Genomic DNA, 18,777 nt, shown 5'->3' with positions numbered 1-18,777 from the left:
CGGCGGCAGGATTTCCCGCGGCGGGTGACGGCGCCCCGTGAAGCCGACACCCACGGAGGGGGCAAGTGGTGCGGGCGGGGGCCGCGATCGGCGGAGAGTGGGCATAAATCAAGCCCCTGCGGCGATTGAGCAGCGGGGTCCGGGGCGGAGCCCCGTGGCGGAGGCACGCACGGGGCGAGAGTTCGCGGAGCCCGTGGCGGAGGCACGCACGGGGCGAGAGATTGACGGGCCGGGGGCGGAGCCCCGGGGTGGGGGGCACGGTGCGGAACCCACCGGAGGGGTTACGCGTGGGGGGCCTCGCCCGGGGCCACATGACCGCTCGCCGGGCGCTCGCGCCACAAGTGCATGCCCACATCGACCAGTTCCACCCTCGGCAGGTCCTGCACCGCCGCGAGATCGTGCCACGCCGCCATGTCCGTGGACCCCTCCACCTCGTGCCGCAGCGCCCCGCCCGTGATCACCCCTTCGTACACGAGCCGCAACCCGTGGAAATCCGCGACCTTGCCGAGCTTGCGCGGATAGCGCCGCAGCACGGAATGGACCCCCAGAAGGGCGACCGGGTCGACGACGTAACCGGTCTCCTCGTCGACCTCACGGATCACCGTGTCGTAGGGATCCTCACCGTGATCCATGCCCCCGCCGGGCAGCGTCCACCGTTTACTTCCGTCCCCCGCGACCCAGCGGGCGAGCAACACCTGCTCCTCTCTGACGCACACGGCGTAGGCCGCCACCCTCAGCTCTTTGTTCATCCCCTGACGCTAGAGGCATCCGCCCTCCGGTGCAGGTGTTACGCGCCTTGCCGGTCCCGTCACGATTTGGGCGGGATGGCGCATGGCGGAAGTACGCCATGGCGAGTTCCCGGCTCGGGCAACTCTCCCCAAACTGTGGTCACTTGCGTAAAGCTGAGCGGTCATCCGGCACCGAATTCCGGACCGCCTTCACCTTTTACGCACAGGGATGCTGATGACGACCGACCCCCAGCGCGCCCCCATATCCGGCGCGAGACGCGCGGCCCGGCTCGCGGCGGCCGCGGGACTCGTGGCCGCACTCACCGCGACCGGGCCGATACCCATGGCCTTCGCGGCGGACGCGGACCCCGCCCCCGCCCCCAAGTCCGCGAGCGACAAGCTCGGCTCGCACGACGCCGAACTGCTCGCCGACGCCAAGGCCGACCACAAGAAGAACGTGACCATGATGGTCGCGACCGCCCCCGGCAGGACCGAACAGGTCGCCGACCAGCTCGACTCGGTCAAGGGCGGCTCCGTGGGCCGCACCTACGACAAGCTCGGCTACGTCCGGGCGACCGTGCCGACCGCACGCGCCGAGGCCGCGATCAAGTCCGCCGAGAAGCTCGACTCCGTGCAAGGCATCGACCTGCGCCAGGAGATCGCCCTCGACGACCCGACGCCGTCCGCCGACACCACCAAGGGCGCCGCGCAGAAGGCCACCGGTTCGTACAGCGGCCCCGGCAAGGACACCCCCGCCAAGAACCCGTACAACCCGTCCTTCGAGACGGGCGCCGTGGACTTCGTGAAGCAGCACCCGAAGTCGGACGGCCGCGGCGTCACCATCGGCATCCTCGACTCGGGCGTCGACCTCGGCCACCCGGCCCTCCAGAAGACCAGCACCGGCGAGCGCAAGATCGTCGACTGGGTCACCGCGACCGACCCGATCGTCGACGGGGACGCCACCTGGCGGCCGATGGTCACGAAGGTGAGCGGGCCGACGTTCACGTACAACGGCCGTACGTACAAGGCCGCTTCGGGCTCGTACGGCATCAGCACCTTCGCGGAGTCCGCCACGGCCGGCGGCGACGCGAAGGGCGACGCGAACCGGGACGGCGACACCACCGACAAGTGGGGCGTGCTGTACGACGCGGCCAAGGGCACGGTGACCGTCGACCTCAACGACAACGGCGACTTCACCGACGACACCCCGATGAAGCCGTACAAGGACGGCTACCAGATCGGCTACTTCGGCAAGGACGACCCGTCCACCGACGTCGTCGAGCGGCAGCCGTTCGTCGTGGAGGTCCGCAAGGACGTACCCATGGACCCGTACGGCGGCGACTGGGTCGGCAAGAAGGCCGACTTCGTCAACATCGGCGTCATCGAGTCCGAGCACGGCACGCACGTCGCGGGCATCACCGCGGCCAACGGGCTGCTCGGCAACAAGAACATGAACGGTGCCGCTCCCGGCGCCAAGCTGGTCTCCTCGCGCGCCTGCACCTGGACCGGCGGCTGCACCAACGTCGCGCTCACCGAGGGCATGATCGACCTCGTGACGAAGCGCGGCGTCGACATCGTCAACATGTCGATCGGCGGGCTCCCCGCGCTGAACGACGGCGCCAACGCCCGCGCCGCGCTCTACACGCGCCTCATCGACGAATACGGCGTGCAGCTCGTTATCTCCGCGGGCAACTCGGGTCCCGGCGCGAACACCATCGGCGACCCGGGCCTCGCCGACAAGGTACTGTCCGTCGGCGCGTCCATCTCGAAGGACACCTGGGCCTCCAACTACGGCTCCCAGGTCGAGAAGCCGTACGCGATGATGCCGTTCTCGTCACGCGGCCCGCGGGAGGACGGCGGCTTCGCGCCGCTGATCTCGGCCCCCGGCGCCGCCATCAACTCCACGCAGACCTGGCTGCCGGGTTCGCCCGTCGCCGAGGCCGGCTACTCGCTTCCCGCCGGCTACTCGATGCTCCAGGGCACCTCGATGGCCTCCCCGCAGGCCGCGGGCGCGAGCGCGCTGCTGATCTCGGCGGCCAAGCAGCAGAAGGTGTCGCTGACCCCGGCGAAGCTGCGCACCGCGCTCACCTCGACCGCGAAGCACATCCCGGGCGAGCAGGCGTACGCGGAGGGCTCGGGCCTCATCGACATCGTCGGCGCCTGGAAGTCCATCGAGCACAAGCCGAGCGCCCAGACGTACACGGTGAAGGCGCCCGTCGACACCGCTCTCGACGACCAGTTGAAGACGCCGGGCTTCGGCACCGGCGTCTACGACCGTGAGGGCGGCCTGAAGGCGGGCCAGAAGAAGACGTACGAGGTCACCGTCACGCGTACGTCGGGCTCGTCGAAGCCGGTTCCGCACAAGCTGTCGCTGAAGAACAACTCCGGTGACACGTTCTCGATCGTCGGCTCCAGCACGGTGTCGCTGCCGCTGAACAAGCCGGTCACCGTGAAGGTGCAGGCGAAGCCGTCCTCGGCCGGGCTGCGCAGCGCGATCCTGCGCGTCGACGACCCGAGGACGGAGGGCGTCGACCAGCAGATCATGGCGACGGTCGTCGTGTCGTCGCCGGTCAAGTACACGTTCGACGCCAAGGGTTCGGTGCAGCGCAACAGCGTGAAGTCGTACTTCGTGACGGTGCCCCAGGGCGCGAAGTCGCTCGAGGTGCGCATGAGCGGGCTCGCGGCGAAGAGCCAGACCCGGTTCATCTCCATCCACCCGTACGGCGTTCCGGTCGACTCGACGTCGACGCCGGACTGCTACCCGAACTACGGGGACGGTTCGGGCAACGGGTGCCGTCCCGACCTGCGTTCGTACGACGCGCCGCAGGCGGGCGTCTGGGAGATCGAGGTCGAGGCGCGGCGTACGTCGCCGCTGCTCGACAACCCGTACACGCTGGACGTCGGCGTGCTCGGCGTGGACTTCGACCCGGCGGTCCAGACGCTGCCCGAGGCGAAGGTGGGCACGCCCGCCGATGTCTCGTGGAAGGTGGCGAACAAGTTCGCGGCCATCAGCGGCGGCAAGCTGAAGGGGGGCGCGCTCGGCTCCTCGAAGACGGCGCGGCCGACGATCGCGGACGGCGCGGGCCAGACGTCGACGGTCGACGTTCCCGAGGGCACCGACAAGCTCGACGTCAGCATCGGGAACGTCTCCGACCGGGCCGCCGACCTCGACCTCACGGTCTACGACGCGGCGGGCAAGGTCGTCGGCTCCTCCGCGGACGGTGACTCCGAGGAGGCCGTGAGCATCGCGAAGCCGGCCGCAGGTACGTACACGGTGCAGGTCGACGGCTACTCGGTGCCGTCGGGGTCGACGGAGTACGACTACGTCGACGTCTTCTTCGCGCCCTCGCTGGGCACGGTGAAGGTCGACGAGTCGAAGCCGGTGTCGTTGGCGACCGGGGCGTCGGCGGATGTCGCCGCGCAGGTCGTCGCGGCGGCTCCGGCGCCCGAGGGGCGGGAGTTCTTCGGTCAGGTGCGGTTGCTGAACGAGCGCGGGGTGGTTGCGGGCGCGGGCAGCGTGAAACTGGAAAAGGTCACGCCCTAACCTCCGGCGGTACGTGAACGGTGGGGCGGTCACCCGCGGGTGACCGCCCTCCCGCGCCCCACCCCGGGGCTCCGCCCCGGCCCCGTCAAGCTCTCGCCCCGTGCGTGCCTCCGCCACGGGGCTCCGCCCCGGACCCCGCTGCTCAATCGCCGCAGGGGCTTGATTTATGCCCACTCTCCGCCGAGCGCGGCCCCAGCCCACACCACCTGGCCCCTCCGTGGCTGTCGGCCTCACGGGGCGCCGTCACCCGCCGCGGGAAATCCTCCCGCCGGTCGCGGCCCCCGCCCGCGGCACCTGGCCCCTCCCTGTGTGTCGTCCCGACGGGGCACCGCCTCCCGACCATCTCCCACCCACCCGCCCCCTCCGGGGGCGTCGGCCCCACGGGGTACCGCCACCGCCTCGGGTATCTGCCGCCACCCCCGGCTCCCCGCCCTCTACGGTCCGCCGCCCCACCGCCTTGGGCAATCTGCCGCCTTGGGCGGCAGGGTGGGCAAGGCGGCACCACGGTGCCGCGCGTCAAGGACGTCGGCGTCGACACCGGCACCGCTCGTCGGGACCCCGGTTACCCGCATTCTCACGACGGGGCCCGGCACTTGAGGGTTCGGGTTGACGGGAGGGCGTGGAGGATGTCCTCGCGGGCGGCGGGGACGTCACGGCCCGTCGCCCAGTCCTCCGGGTCCCCGGCCCGCACCGGCGTGCGGACCAGCGCGTACGTACCGGGCCGGAGGTCCTCGCGGGCCCGCCCGTCGAGGGTGACCGCCACCGTGGGGTGGTCCCGGACCGACCGCTCGGGGCGGTAGTAGCGCTTGACCGCGAGGACGACCCGTACATCACCGTCGGCCCCCGGCGTGACGCTCGTCACCCGCCCCTCCACCAGCACCCGCGAGCACGCGATCCGCATCGCGGCCGAGGACACCGACTTGCCGGACGACGCCGCGTCTCCCCCGCTCCCCGGCGCGCTCACCCCGAGCCACACGAGCCCCCCGACGACCGAGGCGGCGCACGCCACGACGAGCCCCCCGACCGCGATCCGCACCGCCCGACGCCGTACGGGCAGAGCCAAGGACGACGGCACCGGCTCCCGGCGGGACGCCAACGCGTCGCCGAGCCCCCGCACCTGCTCCCGCAGCAGCGCGACATCCGCCGCGACCGCCGCCGCGTCGGGGTCGTCGTCCGGCAGCGGCTCCCCGGTCACGGCCAGCATCAGCAGCCGGTCCTCGGACGCAGCGTCGTTCATGTCACACCACCTCCCCTTCGCGCAGCCGCACCCGCAGCATCCGCACCGCCGTGTGCAGGCGGCTCTTGACCGTGCCCTCGGGCACACCCAGTTCCGCCGCGATGTCCCGCACCGGCAGATCCGCGTAGAAGCGGAGTACGACCACCTGCCGCTGCTCGTCCGGGAGCTGGTCGAGGCCCTGGGCCACCGCCATCGACAGCACACGGGTGTCCGTGGCGTCCCGCGTGTGCTCCTGGCGCAGGGAGGCGAGGCGCTCGCCGAGGCGTTCCTGGCGGCGCCGCGCCCGGTGCCAGTCCATGGCGAGGTTGGAGGCGACGACCGCCGCCCAGGCCGAGACGTCGCGGGGCGCCTCCTGCCCCTTCGCGGCCCGCTCCAGCAACCGGAGCCGTACCTGCTGCACGCCGTCCGGCAGATCCGCGTACGGCACCCCGCCGAGCGAAAGCACGGCCCGCACCCGGTCCTCGACGGCCGCCTCCAGGGGGTCGTCGGGCCGGCCCTCGGTTTTCCGCGCAGCACTGCGCCTCCCCTCCCCCGCGTACGCCCTACGACGCCGCGGGAGCCGGAAACGTTCACGCGAAACTGTGGCCAGTGCCATACCGTCCCGGAGCGCGGACAATGGATTGGACAAGGCGGGCGTGGACAGACGCATCATGGACGCACCCGTCAGGCCGGATGGCCGAATTGCACGGAAACATGAAAGCTCGGAGGACCCTGTGAAGGTCGGAATCGTCGGAGCCACCGGTCAGGTCGGCACGGTCATGCGCAAGATCCTCGTCGAGCGGGACTTCCCGATCGACGAGCTGCGCCTGTTCGCGTCGGCCCGCAGCGCGGGCACGGTGCTGGACGGTGTGACGGTCGAGGACGCCTCGACGGCCGACTACAGCGGCCTCGACATCGTGCTGTTCTCCGCCGGTGGCGCCACCTCCAAGGCCCTCGCCGAGAAGGTCGCCGCCCAGGGCCCCGTCGTGATCGACAACTCCTCGGCCTGGCGCAAGGACCCCGAGGTCCCGCTGGTCGTCTCCGAGGTCAACCCGCACGCGATCGCGAACCGCCCCAAGGGCATCATCGCGAACCCGAACTGCACGACGATGGCCGCGATGCCGGTGCTGAAGCCGCTGCACGCGGAGGCGGGCCTGGAGGCCCTGACCGTCGCCACGTACCAGGCGGTGTCGGGTTCCGGCCTCGCGGGCGTGGCCGAGCTGCACGGCCAGGCGCAGAAGGTGATCGCGGAGGCCGACAAGCTGACGCACGACGGCGAGGCCGTCGACTTCCCCGAGCCGAACGTCTACAAGCGCCCCATCGCGTTCAACGTGCTGCCGATGGCCGGCTCGATCGTCGACGACGGCCTGAACGAGACGGACGAGGAGCAGAAGCTCCGCAACGAGTCCCGCAAGATCCTGGAGATCCCGGAGCTGAAGGTCTCCGGCACCTGCGTGCGTGTCCCGGTCTTCTCCGGCCACTCCCTCCAGGTCAACGCCCGCTTCGCCCGCCCGATCAGCCCGGAGCGCGCCACGGAGCTGCTCGCGGCCGCGGACGGCGTCGAGCTCTCCGACATCCCGACCCCGCTCCAGGCGGCCGGCAAGGACCCGTCGTACGTGGGCCGTATCCGGGGCGACGAGACGCTGGAGAACGGCCTGGCGCTGTTCATCTCCAACGACAACCTCCGCAAGGGCGCGGCGCTGAACGCGGTGCAGATCGCGGAGCTGGTGGCGCAGGAACTGTCCGCCAAGTAAGCGGCTTCACGCGCGCTACGTCGCCGTAGGGGCGGTCACCGGCTTCCGGTGACCGCCCCTCGCGCGTTTCAGGGCCTCGGGACGGCGAAGTGCAGGCAGCCGTACTCGACGGCCCTGACGTGCACGAGGACCACCTCCGGGTCGCTGAACGCCTCGTCGAGCGCCGCGTCGATCGCGGCCGTCGGGTCGTCCGCCGGGAGTTCCAGGAGGCGGCCGCCCGCGATGTGGCCGCGGGCGTCGTAGCGGCGCAGGGTGCGCAGCGCGCCGGGGCGGGTGAAGGGGTGGCCGGTCCGGTCGGGCGCCGGGCCGCCGCAGTCCTCGGCGTGGATGAAGACCGGGCCCTGCTCGTCGTACGCGCCGGGGGTCGCGCCCGTCTCGTCGGCCCAGCGGCGCAGGGGCGCGTACGAGACGAGGGCGACGCGCTCGCCCGCTGCGACGGGGCGCAGGCAGCAGCGCAGCGGCGAGCCGACCGATGCGTCGTCCGTCGCGGTGAAGGGCCGCATTGCGCGGCCCGCGTCGTCGGTCGTGCGGAGTTCCTTGAGGGCGGCCTCTGTGATGGGAAGTGCGGTGTACCTGGTCATGGGTTCAGCGTCGCTCCGCGCGGGCCCGTTCACCGGCGGGAAACGGACATCGCCTTCGCGTATCGCGCGTGGAAGGATGACCGGAAACGTCGCATACCCGAGAACACAGACCGCTTAATAGGAGATGACCGCGTGCCTGGCACCAATCTGACCCGTGAAGAGGCGCAGCAGCGGGCCAAGCTGCTCACCGTTGACTCCTACGAGATCGATCTCGACCTCTCCGGCGCGCAGGAAGGCGGCACGTTCCGGTCGGCGACCACCGTGCGCTTCGACAGCGCGGAGGCGGGCGCCGAGAGCTTCATCGACCTCATCGCCGACGCCGTGCACGAAGTGGTGCTCAACGGGCGGTCGCTGGATGTCGCCGCCGTGTTCCGGGACTCGCGGATCGCGCTGAAGCACCTGGAGGCGGGGCCGAACGAGCTGCGGGTCGTCGCCGACTGCGCGTACACGAACACGGGTGAGGGGCTGCACCGTTTCGTCGACCCCGTCGACGAACAGGCCTATCTGTACACGCAGTTCGAGGTGCCGGACGCGCGGCGCGTGTTCGCTTCGTTCGAGCAGCCGGACCTCAAGGGCACCTTCCGGTTCACGGTGAAGGCGCCCAGCGGCTGGACCGTGATCTCCAACTCGCCGACGCCCGAGCCGAAGGACGACGTCTGGGCCTTCGAGCCGACGCCGCGCATCTCGACGTACATCACGGCTCTGATCGTCGGCCCGTATCACTCGGTCCACTCGTCGTACGAGAATCCGGAGACCGGTCAGAGCGTGCCGCTCGGCATCTACTGCCGGCCCTCGCTCGCCGAGTTCCTCGACTCGGACGCGATCTTCGAGGTGACGCGGCAGGGCTTCGACTGGTTCCAGGAGAAGTTCGACTACGCGTACCCCTTCGCCAAGTACGACCAGCTGTTCGTGCCGGAGTTCAACGCGGGCGCGATGGAGAACGCGGGCGCGGTGACCATCCGCGACCAGTACGTGTTCCGCTCGAAGGTGACCGACGCCGCGTACGAGGTGCGGGCCGCGACGATCCTGCACGAGCTGGCCCACATGTGGTTCGGCGACCTCGTCACCATGGAGTGGTGGAACGACCTGTGGCTGAACGAGTCGTTCGCGACGTTCGCCGAGGCCGCCTGCCAGGCGTACGCGCCGGGCTCGAAGTGGCCGCACTCGTGGACGACGTTCGCCAACCAGATGAAGACGTGGGCGTACCGGCAGGACCAACTGCCGTCCACGCACCCGATCATGGCGGACATCAGCGATCTCGACGACGTGCTCGTCAACTTCGACGGCATCACGTACGCGAAGGGCGCCTCCGTCCTCAAGCAGCTCGTCGCGTACGTCGGCATGGACGAGTTCTTCCAGGGCGTGCAGGCGTACTTCAAGCGCCACGCGTTCGGGAACACGCGGCTGAGCGACCTGCTCGGCGCGCTGGAGGAGACCAGCGGCCGTGACCTGAAGTCCTGGTCGAAGGCGTGGCTGGAGACGGCCGGCATCAACGTCCTGCGCCCGGAGATCGAGACCGACGGCGACGGTGTCATCACGTCGTTCGCCGTCCGACAGGAGGCGCCCGCGCTGCCCGAGGGCGCCAAGGGCGAGGCGACCCTGCGCCCGCACCGCATCGCGATCGGCTTCTACGACCTCGACGACGAGACGGGGAAGCTGCTGCGCGGCGAGCGCGTCGAACTCGACGTCACGGCGACGGAGTTGACCGAGGTGCCGCAGCTCGTCGGCAAGCGTCGGCCCGCCGTCGTACTGCTCAACGACGACGACCTGTCGTACGCGAAGGTCCGCCTCGACGAGGAGTCCCTGGCCTTCGTCACGCAGCACCTCGGCGACTTCGAGGCCTCGCTGCCGCGCGCGCTGTGCTGGGCGTCGGCGTGGGACATGACGCGTGACGCGGAGCTGTCGACGAGCGCGTACCTGGAGCTGGTGCTCAGCGGCGTCGGCAAGGAGTCCGACATCGGCGTCGTGCAGTCGCTGCACCGTCAGGTGAAGCTCGCCATCGACCTGTACGCGGCGCCCGCCCACCGGGACGCTCTCCTGTCCCGCTGGACCGAGGCCGCGCTCACGCACCTGCGGACGGCCGAGGCGGGCAGCGACCACCAGCTGGCGTGGGCGCGGGCGTTCGCGGCGAGCGCCCGCACGCCGGAGCAACTCGACCTGCTGGACGCGCTGTTGGAGGGCTCCCAGACGATCGAGGGGCTCGCCGTCGACACCGAGCTGCGCTGGGCGTTCGTGCAGCGGCTCGCGGCGGTCGGGCGTTTCGACGAGGCGGAGATCACTACCGAGTACGAGCGGGACAGGACGGCGGCCGGTGAGCGGCACGCGGCCAGCGCCCGCGCGGCGCGGCCGACCCCGGAGGCCAAGGCGGAGGCGTGGGCCTCGGTCGTCGACTCCGACAAGCTGCCGAACGCGGTGCAGGAGGCGGTGATCGGCGGCTTCGTCCAGACCGACCAGCGCGAGCTGCTCGCGCCGTACACGGAGCGGTACTTCGCGGCGCTGAAGTCCGTCTGGGACTCCCGCTCGCACGAGATGGCCCAGCAGATCGCGATCGGCCTGTACCCGGCGATCCAGGTGTCGCAGGAGACGCTGACCGCCACGGACGAGTGGCTGGCCTCGGCCGACCCGAGCGCGGCGCTGCGGCGCCTGGTCTCGGAGTCGCGCGCGGGCGTCGAGCGCGCGCTGAAGGCGCAGGCCGCGGACGCGTAGCGGCGGAACCCGGCCCCCGTGCGCCCACTCGTGTGAGACTGGGCGCATGGGGGCCGGGCGGGAATCGCGGGTGGAGAAGGACGCGATGACGGTGGAGATCGTCTTCGCGCTGGTGAGCGGCACGGCGGTCGCCGTCGCGGTGACGGTGCTCGTCGTCGCGATCTTCCCGGTGCCTCTCACGCCGCACGCGTTGGTGGCCGGCGGCGCCGTCGGCTTCGCGCGCGTCGTGCACGTGTTGTGGCGGTTCGACCGTGAGCGCCGCCTCGGGCGGTGAGCCGTTACCGCGTGAAGCGGTCGCGGAGCGCCTTGCGACCCTGGTCCGTCAGGCTGCCGTGCACGCGCATCCGGGCCACGCCGCCGTCGGGGAACGCGTCGAGGCGTACGTGGGTGGCCACGGCCTCGTTCGGGAGCGGGAAGCGGTGCAGGGTGTCGGGCTCCAGCTTGGTGCGGGGGATGATCTCGAACCACTCGCCGGTCTCGCCGTCGCGCCCGCTCAGGGCGATCCAGCCGGCCGAGTTGCCCTTCAGGTACGCCGTGTCGATCTCCACCGCGCGGATCGTGCCCTGCGCCGCGAGGCGGAAGCGGACCCAGTCGTTGGTGCCGTGGACGCGGCGGCGCCGGTTCTCCCAGCCGTCGTCCATCTTGCGCGACGTGCCCGGCAGGATGATCTGCGTCGGCGACGAGTAGAACTTGTCGGACGCGTCCTCGTAGGTGCCACCGTTGAGCACCGAGGCCAGGTCGAACGTGCCGAGCAGGTCGAGCCACTCGGGATCGGGGACGACCTCGCCGTGCACGCGCAGGCGCGCGATGCCGCCGTCGGGGTGCTGGCAGACGCGGATGTGCGTGTAGCGGCGCTCGCTGGTGACGGTGAAGGCGTTCGCGGCGTGGCCCTTGACCTGGCTGCGCGGGACGATCTCCTCCCACTTCACGTCGTCGGCGAGCAGCTCCGCGGGGCCGGGGGCGCCGGGCACGTTCGTGGCCTGGATGCTGACCTTCTGCGGGTAGTTGCCGCGGAAGTGGGCGGTGTCGACGATCACGCCGCGGATCACGCCGGGCGCGCCGAGTCGCACGATCGCCCAGTCGTGGTCCTCCGGAGCCGGGAACGGGGAGTCCGCGGTCCCTCTCCGCCTGCGGGTCTCCCAGCCGTCCATGACCTTGCCCTTGTGCCCGAAGTGCTCCGGGTCGAAGACGGCGCGCTCGCGCAGCAGCAGGTTCTCCCGCATCGCGAAGAACTCGTCGTTCGCGGCGATCACACCGCCGCCGAGCCGCCGGTCGGCGAGGTCGACGAGCTCGGTGAAGGCGTCGGCGTCACCGAAGGTGCGGTAGTCGGCGTACGGGTCGCCGCCTCCGTACGGGGCGGCGTCGTTGGCGTGCGGGTCCTGGTCCGGTGCGGGCGTCGTCTGGGTCATGGGCCCACTGTCGCCCCACGACAAGCCGAAGGTCCATCGAAAGTTTTCGACCTGCATGTTCAGTTCTTCTGAACGATTAACGATTACGGGGCGCGCTACTGAACCGTCAGCGCTTCCAGGACCCGCCGCACCGCCGTCCCCTCCTCCGAGCCCTTCCGCACGGCCGCCACCACATGCCGTACGGGACGGTCCGCGCCGAGCGGGCACATCACGACGCCGTCCCGGCGCGCCGCCGCCATCCGCGGCACGAGCGCGACCCCCATCCCGGCCTCGACCATGGCGAGGATCGCGGTCCACCCGGCCGCACTGTGCGCCTGCTCCGGCACGAACCCGGCGGCCTCGCACGCGGCCGTCGTGATCTCCGACCAGGGCCCGGACCCGCCGAAGATCCACGGCTCCCCGGCGAGGTCGGCGAGCCGCAGGCCCGGCTCGCCCGCCAGCGGATGTCCCACCGGCAGCGCGACGTCCAGCGGGTCGGCGAGCAGCGGCACGCGCGTGAACTTGGGGTCGCGGGGGGTCGGCGCGTGCGCGGCCAGCGACAGGGCGAGGTCCACGTCGCCCGTCGCGAGCAGCTCGTACGCCTGCCCGGCCTCCGCCTCCCGCACCCGGACGGTGATGCCGGGGTGCGCCGAGCGCAGGTGCCGCACGGCGGGCACGACGAGCGCGGGCACGGCGGTGGAGAACGCGGCGACCCGCACCGTCCCCGTCTCCCCGTGCATCCACTGCGCCAACTCGGCGTCGGCGCGCTCCAGTTGGGCGAACACGGCCTCCGCGTGCCGCAGTACGAGCTGCGCGGCATCGGTGAGCCGCACCCTCCGCCCCTGCGCCTCAAGGAGCGGCACGCCGAGCTGCTTGGCGAGGTTGGTGAGCTGCTGCGACACGGCGGACGGCGTCATGAGCAGCGTCTGCGCGGTGGCGGTGACGGTGCCGCACTCCCGCAGCGTGCGCAGGATCACCAGCTTCTTCACGTCCCACCGGTCGACCCCCGGCACTCGCTTCTCACTGCTCATACGGCCCAACGTATCCGCTGCCCCCGCCGCCCTACGCTGACCCCATGGCCCGCACCGCACCCTCCCCACGCCTCCGCCCGGCCCGCCCCGACGAGGCGGCGCGGCTCTCGGCCCTCGCGCTGCGCTCGAAGGCGCACTGGGGGTACGACGAGGCGTTCATGGCGGCGTGCGTGGACGAACTGACACTGCACCCGTCCGAGGTCGTGCGCCGCCGCACGACCGTCGCCGAGGACCCGGAGACCGCCCGGCTCCTCGGCCTGGCGACGCTCGAAGGGGCACCCCCGACCGGCGAGCTGGGCCTGATGTTCGTGGACCCCGACGCGATGGGCCTCGGCGTGGGCCGGCTGCTCTTCGAGCATGTGCGGGACACGGCGCGCGAGGCCCGGTTCGGCACGGTGAGCTGGGCGGCCGACCCCAACGCGGTCCCGTTCTACGAGGCGATGGGCGCGCGGCACGCGGGCGTGATCCCGTCGGGCTCGATCCCGGGCCGCGTACTCCCGTTGATGGAACTGTCGACGCGCCCGTAGGGCCTAGGGAAGCAGTCGCGGGACCGCCCGCACGTAGACCACCATGCCGACGACCTCGACCAGCGTCTGCGTGACGACCACGACCGCGGCGACGGCCAGCGGGTCCGGCAGGGACAGGGCGAGGGGCAGGACGACGAGGGAGTTGCGGGTGGCGCCGGTGAAGACGACGGCCCGGCCGGAGGGCACGTCGAGCCCGTAGAGGCGGGCCACGGCGCGCCCCGCGAACGCCATCACCAGCAGGAACAGCACGTAGAACGGCACCACGCGCGCCACGTCCCCGACGTTGTCGTCCAGTTTCGGGAGCTGGGAGGCGACGACGGTCAGCAGGGTGGCGGCCATGAGCGGCACCATCGTGACGCCCACGGCGTCGGACACCCGCTGTCCGGCGGGCCGGCGGGCGGCCCACGCCTGGGTGAGCCAGGCGAGCGCGAGCGGCACGACGATGAGCGTGAGGAACGCCTCGACGAACGGCCCGGCCTGCACCACGTCGCTCAGCCCCTCCCCCATGAACAGGTAGAGGTAGAGGGGCAGCAGCACCATCTGCGCGAGCAGCAGCAGGGGTGTGGCGGCGAGGAGCCGTTGGCTCGCGGCGCCCGCGAGACCGCTGAAGACGATCACGTAGTCCACGCACGGGCAGAGCAGCACGAGCAGTACGCCGAGGCGCACCGCCTGGTCGTCGGGCAGGAACGCGAACATGGCCGCGACGACGAGCGGCACGACGGCGAAGTTGACGGTGAGCGCGGCGGCCAGGAAACGGCCCGCGCGCAGCGACCGCAGCAGTTCCGCGGCGGGAACCTGGAGGAACGTGACGTAGAGCAGGGCGGCGAGGAGGGGGCTGATGGCCCGCTCGATCCCGGGCCCGGCGCCGGGGGCCGCGAGCCCGACGAGCCCTCCGGCCACCAACGCGCCCAGGTAGACCGGAACCTGGCGCCGCTCCATGACTTCGCCCACCCGGACCCCGCGCAACGTGCTCACGCCCCGACGTTACCCGGGCCCCACCCCACCGTGATCACCCCGCGGCACCGTGGCGCCGCCTTGCCCACCCTGCCGCCCAAGGCGGCAGATTGCCCAAGGCGGCGGCGGCACCGACCCCACCAAGCCCCCTGCGGCGGATGGGCATTTCAAGCCCCAGCGGCGGGTGGGCATTTCAAGCCCCTGCGGCGATTGAGCAGCGGGGTCCGGGGCGGAGCCCCGATCTTTTCAGCCCCGCCGGCGATTGAGGCGCGGGGTCCGGGGCGGAGCCCCGTGGCCGGAGGACGGCGCGGGGTCTACCGAACCGTGGTCAACCACTCCACCAGCAACCGGTTGACCTCCCCCGACCGCTCCTGCTGCAACCAGTGCCCCGCCCCGTCAAGCACATACGCCCCCACCAACCCCGGCAACGTCTCCGGATACGCCTCAATGGCCTCACGCAGCCACACCGTGGACGCGTCCCGCCCACCCCCGATGAACAGGGACGGCTGCGTGATCGGCGCCCCGTCGTACGCCGCCAACTCCTCCCAGTCCCGGTCCATGTTCCGGTACCGGGCAAGCGCACCCCACATCCCCGTACGCTCGAACTCCCCGGCGTACACGTCGAGTTCGGCCTCGCTCAGCCACCCGGGACGCTCCCCGGGGAACCGGTCCCGCAGCCGCCCGCCACGGCTGAGGAAATGCGGATCCGCGGCGCCGCCCTCCGGCATCGTGTCGGCGGACAGCGCGGCGTAGATCCCGCCGAGCCACCCCCGCACGTCCGGCTCGATCTCGGCCTCGGCCCGCCCCGGCTCCTGGAAGTACGAGACGTAGAACTCCTCCTCGCCGCCACCCATCCCGGCGAACACCTCGCTGGGCCGCGGCCCGCCCCGCGGCGCGTACGGCACGCTCAGCAGGCCGACCGCCCGGAACACGTCCGGATGGACCAGCGCCGACGTGGCGGCGATGTTCGCGCCCCAGTCGTGCCCGATCACGATCGCCGACTCCTCGCCGAGGGCCCGCACCACGGCGACGTTGTCCTCAACGAGCTCCAGCATCCGGTACGCCGCGATGTCGTCGGGCCGCGACGACCTCCCGTACCCGCGCACGTCGATCGCGACGGCCCGGTATCCGGCGGCCTCGATCACCGGGAGCTGGCGGCGCCACGAGTACCAGGACTCGGGGAAGCCGTGCAGCAGCAGGACCAGCGGCCCGGAGCCCTGTTCCACGAGGTGGGTGCGGCCCGCCGGGGAGGGCACGAGGCGGTGGATCGGGTCGGGCAGGTCGGTCGGCTCGGGCATCGTTTCCTCCAGCTCAGCGGAACTTCACGTCGCCCTTCGATCCTGCCGCGACGCCCGGCCCACCCCCGGCATTGTTGCCGGTCCGGCAAAACTCACCGCCCGCGCCGCACCGACGCCAGCACCACCCCGCCCAGGATCAGCGCCATGCACCCCACCTGCGCCCAGCCCATCGACTCCCCGAGGACGACGTACGACAGCATCGCCACGCACACCGGCTGCAGGTAGTACACGACGCCCGCCCGCGCCGCGCCGACCATGGCGATCGCCTTGTTCCACGCGAAGAAGGCGACCGCGGACGACACCACGCCCACGTACAGCAGCGGCCCCACCGTGCCCGCCCGCACCTCGAAGCCGCCCTGCACCGCCACGCTCGCCGCGTACACGGGCAGCAGCATCACCGCGCCCAGCACGAACGTCGAGAACAGGAACGCGACCCCGCCGATCTCCGCCGGCCTGCGGCGCAGCAGCGCACTGTACGAGCCGAAGCAGACGGCCGCCGCGACCACCCACAGATCACCGGGCGCGAAGTCGGGCGTGAGGGAGCCCTTGCTGACGAGGAGCACGACTCCCGCGCAGGCAACCAGCGTTCCGGCCACCCGGCGGGCTCCGAGCCGCGCCCCGCCCATGCGCTCGTACACCGCCATGAGCACCGGCGACGCGGCCATGATCATGCCCATGTTGCCGGCGGAGGTCGTCATGCCGGCCTGGTTGACGAGGGTGTTGTAGACGGTCACGCCGAGCAGCGCGGCGAGCGTGATGAACCCCAAGTGCCGCCGGATCAGCGCCCGTTCGCGCCAGGCCGCCCTGATCCCGAAGGGGGCGAGCGCCACGATCGCGATGATCCAGCGCCAGAACGCGTGCTGGATCGGCGGCACGCTGTCGTGCAGCCCGCGCGAGGTGACGAAGCTGCCGGACCAGACGACGGTGGCGAGCGCGGCGAGCGCGAGGCCGACACCGAGCCCGCCGGCGGCGCGGCCGGGCGCCGCGCTCGGGTCGACGGGAGTTCGGGTGCGGTCCAGGACTGCCATGAGGGGCGGGGCCTTTCGGTATCGGGGGCGGTTGTCCCGTCACCGTCGCAGCGCCCCACCCATCACGTCCATCGAAACTTTCAGTCGATTATGTTCAGGGTTTCTGAACGTTTGCTAGCCCTCCAGATACGCCAGTACCGCCAGCACCCGGCGGTTGTCGCCCTCACCCGGCACGAAGCCGAGCTTGGTGAAGATGTTCCCGATGTGCTTGGTCACGGCCTTCTCGGTGACGAACAGGGCTTCCGCGACACCGGCGTTGGAGCGCCCCTGCGCGAGCAGCCCGAGCACCTCGCGCTCTCGGGCGGTCAGGGAACCGAGCCTGCGGTCCCGGACCTTGCGGGCGAACAGCTTCGAGACGACCTCGGGGTCCATCACGGTCCCGCCGCCCGCGACCTGCTCGATGGTGCGCAGGAACTCGGAGCCGTTCGTGACCCGGTCCTTCAGTACGTAGCCGACCGCCCCCGCGCCATCCGCCAGCAACTCGTGCGCGTACAGGGGCTCCACGTACTGCGAGAGCAGCAACACCGGGAGCCCGGGCACCTGTTCGCGTGCCGCGAGAGCCGCGCGCAGCCCTTCGTCGCTGAAGTCCGGCGGCAGCCGTACGTCGACGATCGCGACGTCGGGGCGTTCCGCGACGAGGACCTTGCGCAGTTCCTGGCCGTTGTCCACGGCGGCGACGACCTCGTGGCCGTACGCGCCGAGGAGCCGCACGAGACCGTCCCTCAGCAGGAAGTGATCTTCGGCGACGACAACGCGCACGGCACCTCCATGGAGATCTGGGTCGGGCCGCCGGCCGGGCTGTTGACGGCGAGGACGCCGTCGAAGGTGGCGAGCCGCCGCTCGATGCCGGCGAGACCACTGCCCCGGGCCGGGTCCGCGCCGCCGCGGCCGTCGTCGGTGACACCGACGCGCAGGGCCATGGTCGCCGCGTCGTAGGTGATGTCGATCCACAGGCGCTCGGCCTCGGCGTGCTTGGCGGCGTTGGTGACGGCCTCGGCGACCGCGAAGTAGACCGCCGATTCGACGGGTGGCTCGGGCCGGGCGGGCAGGCCGACCGTGACCTCCGCCTCCAGCGGGCTGAGCAGCGCCAACGACCGTACGGCGTCGGCGAGTCCACGGTCGGCGAGGACCGGCGGGTGAATCCCGCGGACCAGGTCGCGCAGTTCCTGGAGCGCCGCGGAGGAGGAGGCGCGGGCCTCCGCGAGGAGCGCCCTGACGGCCTCCGGGTCGTCCTTCAGCCGGTGCTCGGCGGCGTCCAGGGTCATGCCCATCGCGACGAGACGGGCCTGCGCGCCGTCGTGCAGGTCCCGCTCGATGCGGCGCAGTTCGGCGGCGGAGGTGTCCACGGCGTCGGATCGGGTCGCGGACAGGTGGGCGATGCGGGCGGCCATCAGCTCCTGCTCGCTCGGGGAGAGCGCGGCGCGGACGAAGCGGGCGTGACAGTCGACCGTGCTGGGCGCGAGCCACAGTCCGGTCTTGCCGACGACGAGTCCGAGCAGCCCCGCCATCAGCCCCGTCGGGACGTTCTCGACGTGGACGAACAGGTACCAGAGTCCGTCCCCGCCCGGGACGCCTGCGAGGTACCAGCCGAAGGCGGCGAGGAAGAGGCCCCACAGCCCGTAGAGGACGAGCCCGCCCGGCACACAGGCGATGAGTCCGCCGACGAACGAGTACAGCGTGGTCCAGCGCCACTCGCGGAACCGCTGGGCGTCCCCGAACACCCAGCGGTAGCGGGCGAGCGGCCCGAAGCGCTCCCGCTCCTTCCCGGCCGCCGGCGCGGGTGTCGCCTCGACGGCGATGCCCGACCACGCGGCCGCGAGGGCCCGCTCGCGGTCCACGACGCGGCGCATGCCCGCCGCGGCCCGGGGCAGCAGGCCCGGAATCGGTGTCCACACCGCGATGTGCACCATCGCCGACCAGTGCATCGCCACCACGGACAGCCACCACAGCCGGTGGCACCGCCCGATCGCCTCGACCCGCTTCATGTCGCCAGCTCCCCCGACTCGGCCGCGTGTGCGGCTG

At 71.8% G+C, this 18,777-nt stretch carries 16 protein-coding genes; 5 read left to right on the top strand and 11 right to left on the bottom strand.

Annotated features, from left to right (window positions below):
• Window positions 1-281 precede the first annotated feature (281 nt).
• On the bottom strand, window positions 282-749 hold the full coding sequence (locus ACP4E5_RS29005) for an NUDIX hydrolase (protein WP_425833702.1): 468 nt from the start codon (window positions 747-749) through the stop codon (window positions 282-284).
• Window positions 750-963: 214 nt separating this feature from the next.
• On the opposite strand from ACP4E5_RS29005, the gene ACP4E5_RS29000 reads away from it, so the two are divergent.
• Window positions 964-4,272 (top strand): S8 family serine peptidase, encoded by a 3,309-nt coding sequence (locus tag ACP4E5_RS29000; RefSeq protein ID WP_425833700.1) that lies wholly within the window; start codon window positions 964-966, stop codon window positions 4,270-4,272.
• 574 nt (window positions 4,273-4,846) lie between these two features.
• Here the strand turns inward: ACP4E5_RS29000 and ACP4E5_RS28995 are convergent.
• Together ACP4E5_RS28995 and ACP4E5_RS28990 are read right to left on the bottom strand one after the other, a co-directional pair.
• On the bottom strand, window positions 4,847-5,509 hold the full coding sequence (locus tag ACP4E5_RS28995; protein ID WP_425833698.1) for an MlaD family protein: 663 nt from the start codon (window positions 5,507-5,509) through the stop codon (window positions 4,847-4,849).
• Window position 5,510: 1 nt separating this feature from the next.
• Complete coding sequence (locus ACP4E5_RS28990) at window positions 5,511-6,104, bottom strand: sigma-70 family RNA polymerase sigma factor (protein ID WP_425833696.1); 594 nt, start codon at window positions 6,102-6,104, stop codon at window positions 5,511-5,513.
• 118 nt (window positions 6,105-6,222) lie between these two features.
• Here ACP4E5_RS28990 and ACP4E5_RS28985 point away from each other — a divergent pair, with 118 nt between their 5' ends.
• Window positions 6,223-7,242 (top strand): aspartate-semialdehyde dehydrogenase, encoded by a 1,020-nt coding sequence (locus ACP4E5_RS28985; protein WP_425833694.1) that lies wholly within the window; start codon window positions 6,223-6,225, stop codon window positions 7,240-7,242.
• A 68-nt stretch (window positions 7,243-7,310) separates the two neighbouring features.
• On the opposite strand, the gene ACP4E5_RS28980 is transcribed toward ACP4E5_RS28985, so the two are convergent.
• Window positions 7,311-7,823, bottom strand: coding sequence for a DUF1203 domain-containing protein (locus ACP4E5_RS28980; RefSeq protein ID WP_425833692.1), 513 nt, complete (start codon window positions 7,821-7,823; stop codon window positions 7,311-7,313).
• A 132-nt stretch (window positions 7,824-7,955) separates the two neighbouring features.
• Here ACP4E5_RS28980 and pepN point away from each other — a divergent pair, with 132 nt between their 5' ends.
• Complete coding sequence (pepN, locus tag ACP4E5_RS28975; protein WP_425833690.1) at window positions 7,956-10,529, top strand: aminopeptidase N; 2,574 nt, start codon at window positions 7,956-7,958, stop codon at window positions 10,527-10,529.
• Window positions 10,530-10,575: 46 nt separating this feature from the next.
• A complete protein-coding gene (locus tag ACP4E5_RS28970) occupies window positions 10,576-10,803 on the top strand; it encodes a DUF6332 family protein (protein ID WP_425833688.1) in 228 nt (75 codons plus the stop codon).
• Window positions 10,804-10,807: 4 nt separating this feature from the next.
• On the opposite strand, the gene alc is transcribed toward ACP4E5_RS28970, so the two are convergent.
• Both alc and ACP4E5_RS28960 read right to left on the bottom strand, forming a co-directional pair.
• Window positions 10,808-11,938 carry an allantoicase gene (gene alc, locus ACP4E5_RS28965; RefSeq protein WP_425833686.1) on the bottom strand — a complete coding sequence of 377 codons (1,131 nt, stop codon included), beginning with the start codon at window positions 11,936-11,938 and terminating at the stop codon, window positions 10,808-10,810.
• A 95-nt stretch (window positions 11,939-12,033) separates the two neighbouring features.
• The gene (locus ACP4E5_RS28960) at window positions 12,034-12,948 is read right to left on the bottom strand and encodes a LysR family transcriptional regulator (protein WP_425833684.1); all 915 of its coding nucleotides are present in this window, start codon (window positions 12,946-12,948) and stop codon (window positions 12,034-12,036) included.
• Between the two features lie 44 nt (window positions 12,949-12,992).
• Here ACP4E5_RS28960 and ACP4E5_RS28955 point away from each other — a divergent pair, with 44 nt between their 5' ends.
• Window positions 12,993-13,475, top strand: a complete 483-nt coding sequence (locus ACP4E5_RS28955) for a GNAT family N-acetyltransferase (protein ID WP_425833682.1) — start codon at window positions 12,993-12,995, stop codon at window positions 13,473-13,475.
• A 3-nt stretch (window positions 13,476-13,478) separates the two neighbouring features.
• Here ACP4E5_RS28955 and ACP4E5_RS28950 read toward each other — a convergent pair whose 3' ends face one another.
• The 5 genes from ACP4E5_RS28950 to ACP4E5_RS28930 all read right to left on the bottom strand — a co-directional run bounded on the left by ACP4E5_RS28950 (window position 13,479) and on the right by ACP4E5_RS28930 (window position 18,740).
• Window positions 13,479-14,414 (bottom strand): arsenic resistance protein, encoded by a 936-nt coding sequence (locus ACP4E5_RS28950; protein WP_425841737.1) that lies wholly within the window; start codon window positions 14,412-14,414, stop codon window positions 13,479-13,481.
• A 329-nt stretch (window positions 14,415-14,743) separates the two neighbouring features.
• A complete protein-coding gene (locus tag ACP4E5_RS28945) occupies window positions 14,744-15,727 on the bottom strand; it encodes an alpha/beta hydrolase (protein WP_425833680.1) in 984 nt (327 codons plus the stop codon).
• Window positions 15,728-15,819: 92 nt separating this feature from the next.
• Complete coding sequence (locus ACP4E5_RS28940; protein ID WP_425833678.1) at window positions 15,820-16,755, bottom strand: DMT family transporter; 936 nt, start codon at window positions 16,753-16,755, stop codon at window positions 15,820-15,822.
• Window positions 16,756-16,869: 114 nt separating this feature from the next.
• The gene (locus ACP4E5_RS28935) at window positions 16,870-17,514 is read right to left on the bottom strand and encodes a response regulator (protein WP_425833676.1); all 645 of its coding nucleotides are present in this window, start codon (window positions 17,512-17,514) and stop codon (window positions 16,870-16,872) included.
• Window positions 17,478-18,740 (bottom strand): sensor histidine kinase, encoded by a 1,263-nt coding sequence (locus ACP4E5_RS28930; RefSeq protein WP_425833674.1) that lies wholly within the window; start codon window positions 18,738-18,740, stop codon window positions 17,478-17,480. Before ACP4E5_RS28930 ends, ACP4E5_RS28935 begins: the two co-directional genes overlap by 37 nt.
• Between the last annotated feature and the right edge of the window lie 37 nt (window positions 18,741-18,777).

Source organism: Streptomyces fractus (assembly GCF_049844455.1).
Taxonomy (GTDB): domain Bacteria; phylum Actinomycetota; class Actinomycetes; order Streptomycetales; family Streptomycetaceae; genus Streptomyces; species Streptomyces fractus.
Note: the sequence above shows the minus strand (reverse complement) of the source record. Positions and strands in the feature narration are given on the sequence as shown.